General features: G+C 48.4%; 15 protein-coding genes. 8 read left to right on the top strand and 7 right to left on the bottom strand.

The annotated features are described in order from the left end of the window. Positions 1–130: 130 nt before the first annotated feature. The 7 genes from KSP24_RS06925 to hydF all read left to right on the top strand — a co-directional run bounded on the left by KSP24_RS06925 (position 131) and on the right by hydF (position 8,301). A complete protein-coding gene (locus KSP24_RS06925; protein ID WP_216974783.1) occupies positions 131–496 on the top strand; it encodes a DUF2294 domain-containing protein in 366 nt (121 codons plus the stop codon). Between the two features lie 127 nt (positions 497–623). Next, positions 624–2,786, top strand: coding sequence for a formate dehydrogenase subunit alpha (gene fdhF, locus KSP24_RS06930; protein WP_025678582.1), 2,163 nt, complete (start codon positions 624–626; stop codon positions 2,784–2,786). Continuing rightward, positions 2,783–3,412 carry a 4Fe-4S dicluster domain-containing protein gene (locus KSP24_RS06935; protein ID WP_216974784.1) on the top strand — a complete coding sequence of 210 codons (630 nt, stop codon included), beginning with the start codon at positions 2,783–2,785 and terminating at the stop codon, positions 3,410–3,412. Before fdhF ends, KSP24_RS06935 begins: the two co-directional genes overlap by 4 nt. Positions 3,413–3,444: 32 nt before the next feature. Further along, positions 3,445–4,950 carry a [FeFe] hydrogenase, group A gene (locus KSP24_RS06940; protein ID WP_254207659.1) on the top strand — a complete coding sequence of 502 codons (1,506 nt, stop codon included), beginning with the start codon at positions 3,445–3,447 and terminating at the stop codon, positions 4,948–4,950. 70 nt (positions 4,951–5,020) lie between these two features. Then, on the top strand, positions 5,021–5,611 hold the full coding sequence (locus tag KSP24_RS06945) for a 4Fe-4S dicluster domain-containing protein (protein WP_013371605.1): 591 nt from the start codon (positions 5,021–5,023) through the stop codon (positions 5,609–5,611). 1 nt (position 5,612) lies between these two features. After that, positions 5,613–7,061, top strand: a complete 1,449-nt coding sequence (locus tag KSP24_RS06950; protein ID WP_216974785.1) for an aspartate ammonia-lyase — start codon at positions 5,613–5,615, stop codon at positions 7,059–7,061. Next, entirely contained in the window at positions 7,048–8,301 is a 1,254-nt protein-coding gene (gene hydF, locus KSP24_RS06955) for a [FeFe] hydrogenase H-cluster maturation GTPase HydF (RefSeq protein WP_013371607.1), read from the top strand. The genes KSP24_RS06950 and hydF overlap by 14 nt, the downstream gene beginning before the upstream one ends. A gap of 146 nt (positions 8,302–8,447) precedes the next feature. Here hydF and hydG read toward each other — a convergent pair whose 3' ends face one another. The 3 genes from hydG to KSP24_RS06970 all read right to left on the bottom strand — a co-directional run bounded on the left by hydG (position 8,448) and on the right by KSP24_RS06970 (position 12,833). Beyond that, positions 8,448–9,860 carry a [FeFe] hydrogenase H-cluster radical SAM maturase HydG gene (gene hydG, locus KSP24_RS06960; RefSeq protein ID WP_216974786.1) on the bottom strand — a complete coding sequence of 471 codons (1,413 nt, stop codon included), beginning with the start codon at positions 9,858–9,860 and terminating at the stop codon, positions 8,448–8,450. 49 nt (positions 9,861–9,909) lie between these two features. Continuing rightward, the gene (gene hydE, locus KSP24_RS06965) at positions 9,910–10,962 is read right to left on the bottom strand and encodes a [FeFe] hydrogenase H-cluster radical SAM maturase HydE (RefSeq protein WP_267127973.1); all 1,053 of its coding nucleotides are present in this window, start codon (positions 10,960–10,962) and stop codon (positions 9,910–9,912) included. A gap of 254 nt (positions 10,963–11,216) precedes the next feature. Continuing rightward, entirely contained in the window at positions 11,217–12,833 is a 1,617-nt protein-coding gene (locus KSP24_RS06970; protein WP_040103517.1) for an alkaline phosphatase, read from the bottom strand. Between the two features lie 238 nt (positions 12,834–13,071). Between KSP24_RS06970 and KSP24_RS06975 the strand changes: the two genes are divergently transcribed. Further along, positions 13,072–13,989, top strand: a complete 918-nt coding sequence (locus tag KSP24_RS06975; RefSeq protein ID WP_013371611.1) for a LysR family transcriptional regulator — start codon at positions 13,072–13,074, stop codon at positions 13,987–13,989. A gap of 338 nt (positions 13,990–14,327) precedes the next feature. On the opposite strand, the gene KSP24_RS06980 is transcribed toward KSP24_RS06975, so the two are convergent. The 4 genes from KSP24_RS06980 to KSP24_RS06995 all read right to left on the bottom strand — a co-directional run bounded on the left by KSP24_RS06980 (position 14,328) and on the right by KSP24_RS06995 (position 17,357). Then, on the bottom strand, positions 14,328–14,468 hold the full coding sequence (locus tag KSP24_RS06980) for a hypothetical protein (protein WP_165082404.1): 141 nt from the start codon (positions 14,466–14,468) through the stop codon (positions 14,328–14,330). A gap of 78 nt (positions 14,469–14,546) precedes the next feature. Further along, entirely contained in the window at positions 14,547–15,347 is an 801-nt protein-coding gene (locus KSP24_RS06985) for a DUF3592 domain-containing protein (protein WP_025678572.1), read from the bottom strand. Positions 15,348–15,418: 71 nt separating this feature from the next. After that, entirely contained in the window at positions 15,419–15,838 is a 420-nt protein-coding gene (locus KSP24_RS06990; protein ID WP_013371613.1) for a hypothetical protein, read from the bottom strand. 238 nt (positions 15,839–16,076) lie between these two features. Next, positions 16,077–17,357 (bottom strand): helix-turn-helix domain-containing protein, encoded by a 1,281-nt coding sequence (locus KSP24_RS06995; protein WP_216974787.1) that lies wholly within the window; start codon positions 17,355–17,357, stop codon positions 16,077–16,079. Positions 17,358–17,372 lie beyond the last annotated feature (15 nt).

Consider the following 17,372-nt stretch of genomic DNA (forward strand, 5'->3'; position numbering starts at 1 on the left):
AAGAGTGATACGCCGTGCTGGGCAGACCATTTTGGTCGGGACGTTTACTTCCTGTTCTAAATTAGCTACAGAGGCTGTCTAGCATGCGCGGCAAGTACGCCTTTATTTTGATTCGAAGCGGAGTGTCCAGATGTTGAATACCGAATTGGAATACCGTGAGCGCATCAGGAAGCTGGCCGTATGTATTGTCAAGCATTACCGAGGAAAAGGACCGGACAACGTTAAGGTTTCTTTGAACTCACCACTCCGAGTTAGAGTAGAGATCCAAGGTACTTTGTCTAATCTGTCCGAAATTCTCGTTCATGAAGGCGCTGTGGAAAAGGTCAGTGATTACTGGAATGTCCTTCGTCCTTATCTGGAAAAGGAGTTTATGAGGGAAGCCGAAAAAACACTTGGCAGTCCCTTCACTTACACTTGGGAGGTCTGCCCCTCCGTCCATGGAGACGGACATATTATCATTACTCTTGAACTACAACACATACCCCGGTTGGATTAGCGGGAAGGAGATTATCTCCTCGCTCGCGGATAAGCCAGTACAGGATGCAGCGTAAAGCGGCATTTTTGTATTGGCTTTTTTATGTTACGAGTTTCATCTATTTCATATAAAAAGAGGTGCTGCACACATGGCAGACAAGGTATTAACAGTATGTCCTTACTGCGGAAGCGGTTGTCAGCTTCATTTGCTAGTGGACAAAGGACAGGTAATTGGCGCGGAGCCAGCTAATGGCCGTACAAATGAAGGAACATTGTGTCTGAAGGGACATTATGGGTGGGATTTTTTGAATGATCCACAGATTCTGACTGCACGCTTGCGCAAGCCCATGATTCGCAAAAATGGAGTCATGGAGGAAGTGGAATGGAATGAAGCCATTCAGTATACTGCTGAACGGCTGTCAGCAATTAAGGAAAAGTATGGACCTGACTCTATCATGGGGACGGGCTCCGCACGCGGTCCGGGGAATGAAGCCAATTATGTCATGCAAAAGTTCATGCGGGCAGTCATTGGCACCAATAATATTGATCACTGTGCCCGTGTTTGCCACGGTCCTTCCGTAGCAGGCTTAACCTACTCGCTTGGGGATGGGGCTATGTCCAACTCTATTCCTGAAATTGAACATTCTGATCTCCTTTTCGTATTTGGATACAATGCGCCAGAAACGCATCCAATCGTCGCAAGACGTATTGTAGCTGCCAAGCAAAGAGGTGCCAAAATTATTGTATGTGATCCTCGTATGACTGAAACAGGGCGCATCGCGGATATGTGGCTACCTCTAAAAGGCGGCTCGAACATGGCTTTGGTGAACGCCTTTGGTCATGTGCTAGTACATGAAGGGCTGTACGACAAAAGATATGTCGAAGCAAACACAGAAGGCTTTGCCGAATATGTAGAAAACATTAAAAAATATACACCTGAATATGCGGAAGGTATTACGGGTGTCAAGGCTGCTGACATTCGGGCGGCTATGAGGGAATATGCCAAGGCTCCTACCGCTACAATTCTATACGGAATGGGCGTATGTCAATTTTCACAGGCCGTTGATGTGGTAAAAGGTCTCGCTTCCCTTGCCCTGCTTACTGGTAATCTGGGCAAGCCAAATGTAGGTATTGGACCTGTACGTGGACAAAACAATGTCCAGGGCTCCTGCGACATGGGTGCATTACCCAATGTGTATCCTGGTTACCAGGATGTCATCGACACTGCAGTTCGCAAAAAGTTTGAAAAAGCATGGGGTGTTGAACTGCCGCGTAAAAAAGGATATTCACTTACAGAAGTACCGCATCTCATTCTGAAAGAGAACAAGCTGAAGGCTTATTATATCTTCGGCGAAGATCCTGTACAAAGTGATCCGAACGCTGCCGAGCTGCGTGAAGCGCTGGAAAAATTGGAATTTGTCGTGGTGCAGGATATTTTCATGAACAAGACGGCACTGCATGCGGATGTCATCCTCCCTTCTACCGCTTGGGGCGAGCATGACGGGGTGTATTCTTCGGCAGACCGTGGCTTTCAGCGCATCCGCAAGGCCGTCGAGCCTCAGGGTGATGTAAAGCCAGACTGGGCTATTATTAGCGAGGTTGCTACCGCTATGGGCTACCCTATGTCCTATGCAAACACAGAGGAAATTTGGGATGAAATGCGAAGCCTAAGTCCCTTATTCGCTGGTGCCAGCTATCAGAAAATGGAGGAACAAGGCGGCGTACAATGGCCATGCCCTACAGAGGATCATCCAGGTACACCGTATTTGTACAAAGGCAACCAATTTTCCACACCTAGTGGTAAAGGCCGATTATTCGCCTGCGAATGGCGACCACCACAAGAACAGCCGGATGCACAATTCCCGCTTGTCTTATCTACAGTACGTGAGGTAGGCCATTACTCCGTACGTACTATGACTGGTAACTGCCGTGCATTGCGCCAGTTGTCTGATGAGCCTGGATTTATTCAGATTAGTCCGGAAGACGGAGCAGATCTAAACATTCTAGATGGCGAAATTGTGGCTATCTCCTCGCGTCGGGGACGCATTATGGCACGGGCACAAATCAGTGACCGTGTGCAGAAAGGTGCGACCTACATGACCTATCACTGGTGGGTCGGAGCATGTAACGAGTTGACCGCCGATTTTCTCGACCCGGTATCCAAAACCCCGGAATTAAAATACTGTGCCATCCGGTTGGAGCGGATTGCCGACCAAGCGCAGGCTGAACGTGATGTACATGAATCATACCAACAGATTCGTAAACAAATGAACGTTCAGGAAGCCGTTTTAGCTGACAAGGTGACGAGATGAGCGGCGCGCGCAACACGCTGAGCCGTCCGACAAGTAGAATGGGGTCAGCCGATAGAACAAGTGCTGTTGCCTCCTCATTCGTCGTTGCAGACGGCGGGCAATGTATTGGCTGCAAAGCTTGTGAACTAGCGTGCTTTGCCGTTCATGGTCAGGCAGGCGGCATAGGCGCTTCGGTCGGAACCGTCAGCGTGCCTGTGGTTCCCAAGGTATATGTGGTGCGCGCCGGGGATACGTATGTGCCAGTGCAATGCCGGCATTGTGAGAATGCCCCCTGTGCACATGCCTGCCCGGTGCAGGCCATTCGCCAGGAGGACGGCGTAGTCATGATTGATGAGGACCGATGCATCGGCTGCACCTCCTGTGTTTTGGCCTGCCCCTTCGGGGCAATCGAGGTGTCTCCAGTCTATCGAGCCGGACACGTTATCACGCAGTCCGGTCTGACTCACCGTGCGAATCGAACCGCGCTTCCCCGCACTGCGGCAAGCAAATGCGATCTGTGCGCGGAAACAGAGAACGGACAGCCTGCTTGTGTAGAGGCCTGTCCAAATCATGTGCTACGGCTGGCCAATGGTATATCCGACTCGCCTCCAGAGCCTCGGCGGGAAGTCTTTTTCCCACGCCTGTAAGGTCAAAATCAGCCGCAGAAAGGTAGAAAAACATGTCAACAACAGACAAGATCTCTTCGCCTCCATGTATGAGGACGTCTGATTCTACAGACCCCGTCATTCATATTGACCCAACGCTCTGTACTGGATGCAGACGCTGTGCGGGTGTTTGTCCGGTAGATGCCATAGAGGGACTGCCTGGAGAACCTCAAACCGTGAACGCAGACCGCTGTGTTATTTGCGGTCAATGTGTGCAAATCTGCAGCGTATACGCCACAGATTGGGCAGATTCATCTCCGCAGGCAGCCGCCATCAAACGTCAGGAACGTATACGTGAACGCGATATGCCTGCCGACACCGGCGAACCGCTCTTTGCTGCCTATTATAGCTACAGCCTGAATAAGGTAGCAGACATGATGAAGAAGCCAGGACAGCTTCGAATCGTGCAGTGCGCCCCAGCCATTCGTGTGTCACTCGCGGAGGAATTTGGTATGCCGTTTGGTACCCTAACACCCGGAAAAATGGCCGCTGCCCTTCGTCGCCTCGGCTTTGATCGAGTATATGATACGAATTTCGGAGCTGACGTAACCATCATGGAAGAAGGCACTGAGTTGATTCGCCGCGTAACCGAGGGTGGACCGTTACCGATGTTCACATCCTGCTGTCCAGCTTGGGTCCGTTTTGCCGAGATTGAATACCCCGATCTGCTAGACCATCTATCCAGTTGCAAATCGCCAATGCAAATGGTGGGAGCGCTGGTCAAGACCTATGGTGCACAGCTGGATGAGGTGGAGCCTGCGAATATTTACAGCGTCGCGATCATGCCATGTACCTGTAAACAATTTGAAAGCGATCGTCCCGAAATGGAATCCGACGGTTATCGTGATGTGGATGAGGTATTGACCACGCGTGAGCTTGCATACTGGATCAAGCAACAAGGCATTGATTTTATGAACCTGCCTGATGAGGAATTTGATGCACCGCTAGGGCAATATTCAGGCGCAGGTACTATTTTTGGTGTAACTGGAGGAGTTATGGAAGCTGCCATCCGCACAGGTTATGAACTGCTGACGAATGAGAAGCTGCCAAAGCTCCAGCTGGATTTTGTCCGTGGCGAGGAAGGCATTCGAGTAGCGGAGGTACAGGTGGGCGAATTGCAGCTCAAGGTAGCGGTCGTCGCTGGACTCCAGCATGCCTATCAGCTCCTGGATCGTGTGCAGGCAGGCGAATGTGATTATCATTTTATTGAGGTGATGGGCTGTCCAGCTGGGTGTATCAGCGGAGGAGGGCAACCCAAGCTCATGTTAGAAAAACAAAAAATTGAGGCTTATCGTGCGCGTAAATCGTCCATCTATGGACATGATGCTGCATCTCAGGTGCGCAAATCGCATGAGAATCCTTTTATCATCAAGCTGTACGATGAATTTCTAGGTGAGCCGCTAGGTCATGTATCACATCATCTGCTGCACACGACCTTTCAAAAGCGTGGACCCGGCAGGCAGAGCCGCAGCAGCAGTGATATGTCCGTCAAAGGACATAACGATTATCCCATTCATTAGTACGTTCAACACATAGATATAATCATTAGAAATTATAAATTGCCGTTAGTTAGAGAGGAGTCGAGTTAGTATGAATCGCTTTGTTTTAGCTGATCCCGATCAGTGTATCGGCTGTCGTACCTGTGAAATCGCATGTGTTATCGCACATTCATCGGAGAACCCTTTTATCTCGCCAGATGACGAGTTTCATTTTCACCCTCGCTTAAAGGTGATCAAATCCTTTGGAGTCACCGCACCTGTCCAGTGTCGTCACTGTGAGGATGCTCCATGTGCTAATGCTTGCCCGAACGGCTCCATTACGAACGCAGACGGCTGCATTCTTATTAACAGCGAAAGTTGCATTGGCTGTAAAACCTGCATGATCGCCTGCCCTTACGGCGCGATTACCATGGTGCCTCAATACAGAGACGGACAGCCGGTCGTGCAAGACGGACTGTACACTAATGTGTCGGGTCGTTTGCAACCCAAAGAACGCATGATTGCCAGCAAATGTGATTTGTGCGAAGGTGTGGATGGCGGACCGGCCTGTATTGGAAAATGTCCAACGCAAGCCCTCAAGCTGGTCGAGCCAGATCTGGTTCATGCACGGGTTGAGGAAAAACGAGCTGCAAGTGCACGTCAGCTGCTGCATATGACACGCATTCCGGCGACGGGTCTATAACATGACTCCGTCTTCTCCTCTGGTCAAAGTTATGCGGACCGAACGGGATGCACTAGGAGACATGGAAATTCCTGCGGAGGCCTTGTACGGTATTCACACCGCACGTGCGATGAACAATTTTGCAGTCAGCGGCAGGCCCGTGAACAGAAACCTGATTCACGCTCTTGTATTGGTGAAAAAAACGGCTGCTCAAGTCAATGGTGAGCAGAAACGGCTACCTACTCACCGGGTGTCTGCCATTGTAAATGCCTGCGATGAATTACTCGCTGGACGGCATCAAGATATGTTTACCGTAGATGCCATGCAAGGCGGTGCAGGCACCAGTACCCATATGAATGTAAATGAGGTCATTGCTAATTTGGCTATCGTACAGCTAGGGGGGCAGCCAGGGCAATATGAGCTTGTACATCCGCTGGATGATGTGAACTGCTGCCAATCTACGAATGATGTCTATCCTACGGCGCTACGAATTGCTGCGATACGCCTGCTGCGCCCTTTATGTGACACGCTGTCTTCGTTACAAAATACTTTACAGCAAAAAGAAATAGAATATGCCGACCTGCTCAAGCTAGGCCGCACACAGCTAATGGATGCCCTGCCTATGATGGCCGGGCAAGGCTTTGGTGCCTACGCAAAAGCTATAGCGCGTGACCGTTGGCGCCTCTATAAAGCCGAAGAACGGCTGCGAGAAATCCCAATTGGAGGCACGGCGATTGGCACAGGTATGAATGCGCCTCGGGCTTACAGCTACCGGATGGTCGAAAAGCTGGCGGACGAGACTGGATTAGGACTATGTCGTAGCGACCACCCCATGGACCCGATTCAAAATATGGATGTCTTCGTTGAGGTATCGGGTCTACTTAAATCCGCTGCCGTAAATCTGCTCAAAATATCTGGCGATTTTCGTCTGCTGGCCTCTGGTCCTTTCGGTGGTATCGGTGAATACATGCTGCCTCCGGTCCAAGCTGGCTCCTCTATTATGCCAGGCAAGGTCAATCCGGTGATGGCAGAAATGGCCGGATTGACAGCGATGCGCGTGATGGCCAATGATGCGGCTATCACGATGGCTGCTGCCTCTGGACAGCTGGAGCTGAACGCGTTCCTACCGTTGATTGCCGAGTCGCTGCTGGAATCTCTGCACATTCTCAGCAATGCCGTTCAACTGTTCGAGGAACGGTGTGTGCGCGGTCTGATCGTACATGAGGAACGCTGCTCTGCTAATCTGCACAGCTCAGCTGTGATGGCTTCTGCGCTAGTCGCGGAACTTGGCTATGATGAAGCTGCTTCCATTGCATCAGCAGCCATTGCACAGGGGCGCTCACCAGAGGATATTGCAGAGGATCGCGGTCAACTGACCCGTGCGCGGATTGACCAATTGTGCCATCCCTATACCGTTACCAAGCCCGGAATTCCGGGGCAGGAAGAAGGAACTCACCATGGGAATGAATGATACCCCGAGAAGCAACCGACCACATATCGTTCTGCTTGGTCGCCGAAATGCAGGCAAATCCAGCATTCTGAACACCTTGACCGGCCAGCCCGCCGCTGTGGTATCACCTATAGGAGGAACGACTACGGACCCCGTTTTCAAGCCGATGGAGCTACTTCCTGCGGGTCCCATTGTTCTGGTGGATACCGCCGGACTGGACGATGAGGGTGAGATCGGGGAGCTGCGCCGCAACAAAACGCTAGAAATTCTTAATAGTACAGACTTGGCTCTGCTGGTCATCGACGCCACTGTTGGCGTCGGACCATTCGAGCATGAGCTGCTTGAAAAGCTACGCACTAAAAAGATTCCTGTCATTGGGGTACTTAATAAAATAGATACCCTTGCTGAATCAGATCCGATGGCTGCAACGCTGGGGAACGAATTGAATCTCACACTGATTCCTTTCAGTGCCGCTATGCTTCGGGGGGACACTGAACTGAAAAAGGCCATCACGAATACACTCCCCCAAAACGAAGATCGCTTCCGCATCGTAGGTGACTTGTTGTCACCTGGCGATCTGGTCGTGCTGGTGGTTCCCATCGATAAAGCTGCGCCAAAGGGTCGATTGATTCTGCCGCAGCAGCAAACGATCCGTGATACGCTAGAGAGCGATGCCATCGCTGTAGTGACCAAAGAGCATGAACTACGTTTGACGCTGGAGCGACTGGGGCGCAAGCCCCGCCTGGTCATTACCGATTCACAGGTCTTTATGAAAGTCGCAGCCGACACACCCAAGGATGTACCTCTTACCTCTTTCTCTATTCTGTTTGCCCGTCATAAAGGCGATCTGGACGAACTGGTGCGAGGAGCAAGAGCCATTGATCGCCTCAAGGATGGAGACCGTGTACTCATTGCCGAAGCCTGCACTCACCAATGCCAATCTGACGATATTGGTCGAGTGAAGATCCCTCGTTGGCTCCGCCAAACGATAGGCAAACGTCTCATTATCGAGCATGCATCCGGCTCCAGTTTCCCTGACGATTTGAGTGAATATGCGTTGGTTATTCATTGCGGTGCCTGTATGCTCAATCGGCGTACAATGCTTCACCGAATGTCTGAAACGAAAGCGGCCGGCGTGCCGATTGTGAACTATGGTGTTTTTATCGCTTATGTACAGGGGGTCTTTCCCCGCGCTATTGAATGCTTTCCATCTGCTATGCTGGCCTGGGAGCAAGCGGCTGAAGCCGGAAGTTATTCCTAAAATAACTCGCCATTAATATTTTTTCTCTAGACATACAAAAGCAGCCGCGCTGATTCCAACGCGACTGCTTTTTATGTTCAAATGCTATTATTATAAATAATAAGAATTTTCATAGCGTGAAATGATACTACCCATATTATATAATGCTAAAAATACAAATCGCGCTCGCCTGCTTCTAATCGTTCAAGTCTGTCAAGCGTCAAACGGCGTGTCGATTCACGTGGGATACGCTCCAGATTCTCTCGCAACGCGGCAGCTCCCAGTTCACGTGCATCCTCATCCCCATAATCCAGTAGATATTCTTGGAAGGTCAGCAGCGAATTCGGCTGGCACACATTGTGAATTTGTCCGGATTTGGCAAGCTCCATGAAGCGATCTCCGGTTCGCCCCTCACGGTAGCAAGCTGTACAGTAGCTTGGCATATATCCGCCACGACATAGACTTTTAATAATTTCCGATGGTGAGCGATGGTCTCCCACCTCAAATTGAGGCTTATCTTCCGTGTCCTGTTTGGCATAGGCACCTACGCCCGTAGCTGATCCAGCACTAATCTGTGACACGCCTAAACCAATGACACGGTCTCTATATTCCGGCTCCTCGCGTGTAGACAGGATCATACCAGCATAAGGGACAGCCAGTCGAAGGACGGATACAATTTTCATAAAATCATCATCGTTGACCAGGTACGGATATCGCTCCAGGTCTACATTTTCAGCCGGACGCAAGCGTGGAACCGAGACCGTGTGAGGCCCACAGCCAAAGACTTCTTCCAAGTGCTCGGCGTGTTTCAGCATGGCTACAGTTTCATAGCGGAAATCATACAAACCGTACAACACACCGATCCCCACATCATCTATACCTGCACGCATAGCCCGGTCCATTGCGGTGGTGTGCCAATCAAAGTCCCGTTTTGGTCCTTGTAAGTGAAATTTGCGATAGCTTTCTCGGTGATACGTTTCCTGAAATAGAATATACGTTCCAATACCCACCTCTGCCAACTTCCGATAATCCTCTTCGGTAGTGGATGCAATATTCACATTGATCCGCCGAATGCTGCCGTTATCTACTTTGACCTCATAGATCTGGCGCAGACAATCAACGATATAGTCAATGGGACAATGGACTGGGTCTTCCCCCGCTTCCAGTACGAGTCGCTTGTGTCCCAGTTCTTGAAGTACTCTGACCTCTTCCACCAATTCTTCCGGGGTCAAGCGGCTACGCGTAAAGCTATCATTGGTATGTTTATAACCACAATATTCGCAGTTATTAACGCAGTGATTGCTTACATATAAAGGAGCAAACAACACAATCCGGTTGCCATAAATCTGCTCTTTGACTGCCCGCGAAGATTTGAACATCTCTTCCAATAATTCAGGATCATCCACATGCAAAAGAGCCGCCGCTTCACTTGCATTCAGTCCGCGGCAGGCTCTACCCTTTTCTAAAATTTCCAAAATGCGTTGTCGATTGGTTGCCTCTTGTTTCCCCTGCTCCACTGCAGCCATAATCTCTGCTTCATTAATAAAATCCGCCGACACTTTCTCCCGTACTCCACTCACGTATACCCATCTCCTTATTTATGGTTACTGCAATGTTTACGTCACGTTCTCACACTGTCCCCTGTCTCATAAGCTGTCGTTGCACTCTCAAACTATCGCCGCGCCCCATATCAACTTCAAATCCAGCTCCACGGATCCGCAGCTCCAAGCAATGTCTACATTGGGCAGACTCATCACCCAAACATATTTTATTCTCATAAATCGCATACTTAGGCCTCACCGCCAGTGGCGACAAATTAGGCATCACCACATTCGCTCCCGCCTGAAGCGCCTTCTCCCTTCCTTGGGGATGAATCGTCCCCATGGCCGTGGATGCCGGAATAAGCGCATCTGGAACGACCAATCGGGATAATGAGATGATATCAAGTGCCTTTTCCATGCTCCCCTGGCTGGCCTCACGAAGCGGCGTGTTGCTATGTGGTAAAAAGGGGCCAATCCCGATCATATCTGGGGACAGACTATGCAAATAGACCAAATCGTCTGCTAATTCACTGTTCGTTTGTCCTGGCAATCCCACCATACATCCAGCCCCGATCTGAAAGCCGATACGTTGCAAAGCCAGCAGACGGCTACGCCTGCTTTCGATCGTCATCGTCGGATGCAGCTTGGCATACAAACTGGGTGAAGCTGTCTCATGCCGGAGCAAAAAACGGTCCGCGCCCGCCTCGTATAATCGCTCATAAGTTTCGTCATCCCGTTCACCGATGGACAATGTAACCGCCACATCTGCAAAACGGCTTTTAATTTCCCGAATTAGTTTCGTCAGCCGGGCAGCCGTAAACCAGTAATCTTCCCCACTTTGCAAAACAAAGGTCCGATAACCCAGTTCATACCCCTCCGCACAGCAGGCCAGAATTTCTTCCGGCTGCAAACGGTAACGGTCTGCCTGTTTATTCGAAGCACGCAGCCCACAGTACATGCAATCCTGACGACATATACTTGAGAATTCAATTAATCCTCGTAAAAAAACACCTTTGCCATAACGCTCCAATTTGGTGCGAGCTGCCAGTTGACGCAGTTGAGCTCGTAGCGCCGGCTCACTATCCAGACGTGTTAGCAGTTCCGTCATTTCTGTATGCGTCCATTCCTTGCCATCAGCCAGACGCAGTAATAATTCGTCCGTGACTCATCCCTTCTTCCCTCGTCCATCCGGACTTTACATCATCAGCGACTTATATCGTACATGTATTATTCTAGCAACATTAGAGAGAATATAACGTGACTAGTTTCACAAAAAATCCCATTTTCTGAAAACCAATTTCATTCTCAACTTAAAAACTACCTATTCATCTCTACACAAAAAAAAGCTGCCTCCTCCCTTATGGAAGAAACAGCTTCTGTCGATGGTTCTGTTTATCACTGAATCAAATCAATCGCTTGCTGGGGTACAAAATAATCAACGCCGTTAAATACGACTACACCGTTGAGCGTAGAATTTTTACCATTGAGTGTAGCAATATTTTTGTATACTGGAAGCTCCAGCTTGTTACTGCCTTTGGTCACTGTAATGACTTTCGTGTCTGCAGTAAACTTGGCTCCTTTAGCTTCAAAAGCGGCTTTTGCAGGAACAAACAGTTGCTTGCTGACTGTATCCAAATCCAGTCCAAGTACACGTGTCATATACTTATTTACATCCGTATTGTCGATTACACCGGATGGACGGTCTCCGTTCGGCGCGTACGTGTACAACACAACATCGCCTCCTGTATGTCCACCCGTAGTCCAGCCAATATTGGCACGTTTGCTAATCATCGGTCCGACGGCATAATTCACGCTACCTTCTTTAGCATTTTTAATTGTCTTTACTTCTTCGTCTGTCAAATCGGTGATGCCAAAATACGTGGAAAGCACCTCTTTAATATTGCTGCGATCTGCATTCAGCTTGGCTTCCAAGCCTTCCCCCGTTAGCTTCGCTTTTTTCAGCGGGTCTATAAAAGAAGCCAAAGGCGTTTTGTCATAATTGCTAGTTGTATCACTGCTACCAATCGTCAATCCACCGTTTCCGTGGTCTGTCACTGCTACGACGACAGTATTTTGATTTTGCTTGGCGTAATCCAGAGCCACTTTCACTGCATCGTCAAATGAAAGCACGTCACTAATAATTCCCGTTGGATCATTAGCATGTGCAGCCCAATCCACTTTACTGCCTTCTACCATTAAGAAAAAGCCTTTATCATTTTTGGATAACACATCAATGGCTTTCGTTGTCATTTCTGCCAAACTAGGTTCCTTGGATGCATCGCGATCCAAGTTATACGCGAGGGCTTCGGGAGAAAAGCTGCCCCAGAGCTTGTTGGAGGTCGAATTTTTCAACCCTTCAGGTGTTGTGACAAAATCATAGCCCTGGTCTTTAATTTGAGCAATTATATCTTGGCCGTCCTTACGCCCTGCTGGCTCCAAAAACTTGCCGCCTCCACCTAACACAACGTCAACTCCGTTGTAGGCTTGTTGCATGCTGAGTGCATCATAATTTTTACGGTCAGGATAATGTGCGGTAAAATCAGCTGGTGTCGCATGCATAATCTCCGAAGTAGCAATAATTCCGGTCGATTTCCCTGCTAGCTTGGAAGCCTCCAGAATGGAAGCTACAGGTTTTTTGGCATCACCTGCTGCGATCGGTTGTTGTCCAGGCATCGTCGCTTCATCCGGAAGAACACCTACATAGCCAGTGTGTGATTTATGTCCTGTGGCAAAAGCTGTACCCGCTGGAGCAGAATCGGCAATCGGTGCATCCGCGGAATGCGTGCGCACCATGCCGCTTGCCATGCTGTCTAACGTTAAAGATGATCCTTTGTACCATCTAGCCAGTGCAGTAGCGTCATTAGCCATACCGTCTGGAATCAGAATAATTACATTTTTAATTGATGTATCCTTCTCGACTGCCATCGCTGTCCCGCCGCTTACGGTTAGCATCATTGTCGCTACGAGTGCAGCCACCGATTTTTTCGTATGTATCCCCCAACATTTTAGCATTCATTTTCCTCCCAGACCTTTTTTGTACAACCAGAACTAAGATTAATTAGGTTTTATCAGGAGAATGTTAAGGGAATTCATTATCTGTATTAAAAGGAGCTATTTGTGAAAAAACACTTCATCTATATAAAACTTGTGACACATGAGATTCGTTAGGATTGGGCATTTAATTTTATTATTGTATAATCAGTCTATAATGTAATAGGAAAAGCTTATAAGATAAGGAGCATGAAATTCGATGGAGTTCAGACAGCTTCAGTACACCCTGCAAATTGCAGCGGAAAAAAACTTCTCACGTGCCGCAGAAAAACTGCATATTGCCCAGCCTTCTTTGAGCCAGCAATTGTCCAAACTGGAAAAAGAGCTTGGGGTGCTGTTGTTTCAACGCAACACCAGCACGGTGGAATTAACACATGCCGGAGCAAGCTTTGTGGAAAAGGCAAAAAAAATAGTCGACGCGGTGGAGCAACTCCGACAGGAAATGGACGATATCTCTCAACTGAGAAAAGGGAAGGTCGTCGTTGGCAGCATGCCTATCACGGGCTCCCATTTGCTGCCGCATGTGCTGCCTGTATTCAAGAGGGCTCATCCAGACATTGAAATCGTGTTAGTCGAAGATTCCTCCATGAATCTGGAGAAAAAAACGGCAAGTGGCGATACAGATCTCAGCCTGCTCTCTCTTCCCTTAGTAGAACCTACACTTTCTTATGTGCCCATCGGTGAAGAATGGATTGATCTCGCCGTTCCTCCGGGTCATCCCCTAGCCGTGCGTAAAATCGGTGACCAGCCGCAGCCCGTGCATATGGAAGAACTTAAAGACGAGCCTTTTGTCGTCCTGAAAAAAGGGCAAGGCTTTCGCAAGCTGACGATGGATCTGTGTCATCAAGCAGGCTTTGAACCCAATGTGGTGTTTGAAAGCACTAATATGGAGACACTCCAATCGCTCGTCGCGACAGGTATGGGCGTGACACTCGTCCCCCGTTTTATCGCACGGGCCGCCAGTAGCGAGTTTGTTCCAGCATTGCTGCCACTAGCCGAACCTACCCCCAGCCGCACCCTAGCGATTGCTTACCGGAACGGACGTTATTTGTCTAAAGCTGCCGAAGCTTTTATTGATACCTTCCGAGAAACGGTCAAGCAACTTTCTCAAAAGTAGCCTCGAACGTGAAAAGGACCGTCTTCCTCCCCTGCCCAAGCCAGAGAGGAAGACGGCCCTGGGGCTTCGTCCCTATACTTTCAATACTGCAATTAGATCACGGGTTCGATTACACTGTTGCGATGTTGCTTCCATCTGTCTTCAACGAACCACATTTCATGTTCATTTGAAATTCATGTCAGCCTCGCCTGATTACTCTACGCTTGCTCGGAAACTCCACTTTATCCATCCCGCATCACTTCTTTCCTTAAGGTCTCTAGTCTTGGTATCCAAGAATGTCCTACCTCAGTTCCAATGTGCTGTGTGATCCCAAAGTGTCTGTCCTCGCCTTGTTGTGATCAGGGTCTCCCTAGATGTGGTGGACTTTTGTCCTGATCATAGCCCATTTCATAGTTGTTTCCGACAACCTGTCTATTTAAGCCTCTCGGCCGTGACAGGCCATCCCTATTCGCCAGTTCGGATCTACTTTGGTTATCCATCGTTATCAACCTCCTGGTGTCGGGATACTATTATAATACACCTATAGGCTGTATCTGAAACAGGCGGAACAATTTTTTTTATCGGGAAGAACCAAATGCTTGCTGTACGTCAGCTTCACTCACTTGTGTCTTAATAACCAGTTTCGAAGGATCTTGAGGCGAATATATAACCTCTATAATACTTCCCTGCTGCAGTTTGGATAGTTGGGAAGAGAAAACATCCTTTTGCGTGGTTACATTAAATGTTTCGCCACTGCTTTTCGTCACCGTCAGCGTAAATTGAAGCTTGATTTTATTGGGCCCCGCTTCCCCCATGGGTGTGACATCCAGTATCTTCGCATAGGCTTGCTCACCGGTTTTGGCAATTTCCATCAGCTCAGGCGATACGCCCTGCTTGACCATCTGCTCATTCATTAACGCTTGCAAATCCATTTGCGACACCTGACCTTTCAGGTCAAGACCTACCTTCATTTTGTCTTTCTCAGATACGATCAACGGAACGATCGAGCCCGGCTGAAATTGAGCCATGGAGGTCAAAGGAATAATTGTCGTCAAAGCAGTATCATATTTGTCTTCTCCCTGTTTGGTTACGGTCAACCCGAGCTTTACCTGCGGTTGATTATTTACATAAGTCCCTGTTTGTTGAACACTTGTAATGATTCCCACTCCAGGAACACCCTTCTTGACTTTACCGCCTCCAAAAAATAGACCTAAAATACTCGGTAGAAATATAAGCGCAAATCCTGTATAAATTAACGGCCGATACCACGGAGCATCCATAATCAAAAATGGATCATCCCATAAATATTCAGCCAGAAAAGGCGAAAACCCTACGCCAAACACCAGAAGTACCCCAATCAGACTCAAAAATCCTTTCATCCTCCAAAACCCCTTTTTCAATCATCTATTTTAAAAATATGCCCGCAAGAATGGTGAAACGCTCCAATCATTTATGCTGTCACCAGCCCCATATAAATCAGCTCTGATGGATTTACCGGATTGCTACCCAGCCCCACTGTATCTCCGGGCCGCGGAATTTGCAGCTTGGAAACGAGTGTTTCCAGTGTTTTTTGGTATCGATTGCCGTTAACTTCCGTCACATCTAGTACAAGCACCACAATCGGATCAAAATTTACGAGCTTCCCGGTATCTGTTACCGAAATGACAACCGCAGTCGCTGCCATCGCCAATCCACCGTTAGCCGCTGCTTGAGCTTGTCTTGCCGAGTTTAAGCTCTGGTTGATCTGTTCCCGATGCTCTTTGGGGACCAGACCTTTCATAAGTAATCCGGATAAGCCCTTATTCATCAGTTGATCTGCATGTTCTATCGCATCCTGCTGTTTTTTCTTCTTGCCGAAAAAGTTCATCATGTGGCTGCACCTCATATTTTGTATTGTTGTTGTGCCTTATGAATTCAGTATAGAAGACGGTATCCGGCATCACAATATGTTTTGGCACATACAAAAAAACCGAAAAAACAGCAGCTTTAAACTGTATTTTGTCGGTTTAGTTTTGAACTTTGGGGCAGTTTGCACAAAATTTTGCGCACTTCGGAGCATTCTTTTACACGATCATCTGATCGTTTTGTGAAAAACGAATGCATTCAGACTATTTTTTACGCAAAAGATAGACCAGTTTACGATAATACGCTGATGATTCTTTATAACGACGACTGTCCTCGGACACTACAGCCAGCGTTTCATATAGTTGCTCAAGCCGCGCAGGATGCTGGAGGGCTTCAAAATAAGGCAAGCATTGCTGAGCATGCTTCCAAAAAGCATCCTGTTTTCCCTGGGCAAGCGCAAGCTGGCTTTCATAAAAATCAAGCCCCATTTGCTGATCCGTTGTCAGATTAGTTTTACGCAGCTGATCCAGATGCTGTGAGAGCAGCCCCCAGTTTTTCCGGGCAAACGCAATCTCGCAGCGATATATCAGCGTAACGGGCAGCATCATTTGTTGCATTTCCTCTCGCTCCCGACTCACCAGTGCTTCAAAACGCACCACTTCCTCCAAGGCCTTATCCAGCTCGCTAATCGACGTCAGCATAATAATCCGATTGTTCAGGATCGTCGTGAGCATATCTGCTGCATTTTCCAAATAGACCAAATTGGCCTCCGCCATAGACAACGTTAACAGTGCTTCCTGTACAGAACCCATAGCAAAACAATATCCGCTGTAAGCCACATACAGACCCGTCAAACGGTGAAAAAGCCGATCATCATATACTCTGCGCATCGTCTGCTCAAATACCTGCTTTGCCTGATCAAATTGCTTGACCTGAATGCAGGCCTCCATCATAATGTTTTGCGCATTGAGCCAGTTTTCCGTCCCTTCTTCCACCAGGCGGATTAGCTGCGTAACATTATTTAGTACATCATAATAATGATTTTTAGAGCGGAAATACTGAATTTTATAAAATAAAATTGCTTTTTTTAGCGGTACAGGCAGCTCCACCTCATCCGAGCGACCAAACTTCTCCAAGTAAAAATTCAAATAGGTTTGATGCAAATAATCATAGGCCGTTGGGTCATTTAACTGTTGAAAATAAACAGCCTTCATTAAATAAGTCGTCATTTCCACCACGAGCGAATCGTTGCGATCCTCCAACTGATCCACATAGCTTTCCGTAGCGGGATTAGCCAACTTGGACAGCTCTGTGAAAATCTTATCCGCTGTAGCCAGCGTCTCCTCATCTTCTGCCGATGCACGCAATAGGTAAGAAGGTTGTACACCTAGCCGTTCAGCAATTTGCTCAGCCAGATCCTCAGCCAGCGGGTAACGATCAGCCAGTATATTCGCAAAATGTGCAGGTGTAACCAATCCGTCTACCAGTTCTTTACGGGATAGGTTTTTCTTTTTACACAAAAATTCAATGCGTTCCTTAAGCATGGATTATCCTTTCTA

It is taken from the genome of Paenibacillus sp. AK121, assembly GCF_019042715.1.
Classification (GTDB): Bacteria; Bacillota; Bacilli; order Paenibacillales; family Paenibacillaceae; genus Paenibacillus; species Paenibacillus polymyxa_C.

Coding starts and splice junctions, on each gene's coding strand:
- KSP24_RS06995 (WP_216974787.1), bottom strand. CDS start 17,357: ATGCTTAAGGAACGCATTGAATTTTTGTGTAAAAAGAAAAACCTATCC.
- fdhF (WP_025678582.1), top strand. CDS start 624: ATGGCAGACAAGGTATTAACAGTATGTCCTTACTGCGGAAGCGGTTGT.
- KSP24_RS06925 (WP_216974783.1), top strand. CDS start 131: ATGTTGAATACCGAATTGGAATACCGTGAGCGCATCAGGAAGCTGGCC.
- hydF (WP_013371607.1), top strand. CDS start 7,048: ATGGGAATGAATGATACCCCGAGAAGCAACCGACCACATATCGTTCTG.
- KSP24_RS06945 (WP_013371605.1), top strand. CDS start 5,021: ATGAATCGCTTTGTTTTAGCTGATCCCGATCAGTGTATCGGCTGTCGT.
- KSP24_RS06985 (WP_025678572.1), bottom strand. CDS start 15,347: ATGAAAGGATTTTTGAGTCTGATTGGGGTACTTCTGGTGTTTGGCGTA.
- KSP24_RS06950 (WP_216974785.1), top strand. CDS start 5,613: ATGACTCCGTCTTCTCCTCTGGTCAAAGTTATGCGGACCGAACGGGAT.
- KSP24_RS06940 (WP_254207659.1), top strand. CDS start 3,445: ATGTCAACAACAGACAAGATCTCTTCGCCTCCATGTATGAGGACGTCT.
- KSP24_RS06975 (WP_013371611.1), top strand. CDS start 13,072: ATGGAGTTCAGACAGCTTCAGTACACCCTGCAAATTGCAGCGGAAAAA.
- KSP24_RS06990 (WP_013371613.1), bottom strand. CDS start 15,838: ATGATGAACTTTTTCGGCAAGAAGAAAAAACAGCAGGATGCGATAGAA.
- KSP24_RS06935 (WP_216974784.1), top strand. CDS start 2,783: ATGAGCGGCGCGCGCAACACGCTGAGCCGTCCGACAAGTAGAATGGGG.
- KSP24_RS06980 (WP_165082404.1), bottom strand. CDS start 14,468: ATGGATAACCAAAGTAGATCCGAACTGGCGAATAGGGATGGCCTGTCA.
- KSP24_RS06970 (WP_040103517.1), bottom strand. CDS start 12,833: ATGCTAAAATGTTGGGGGATACATACGAAAAAATCGGTGGCTGCACTC.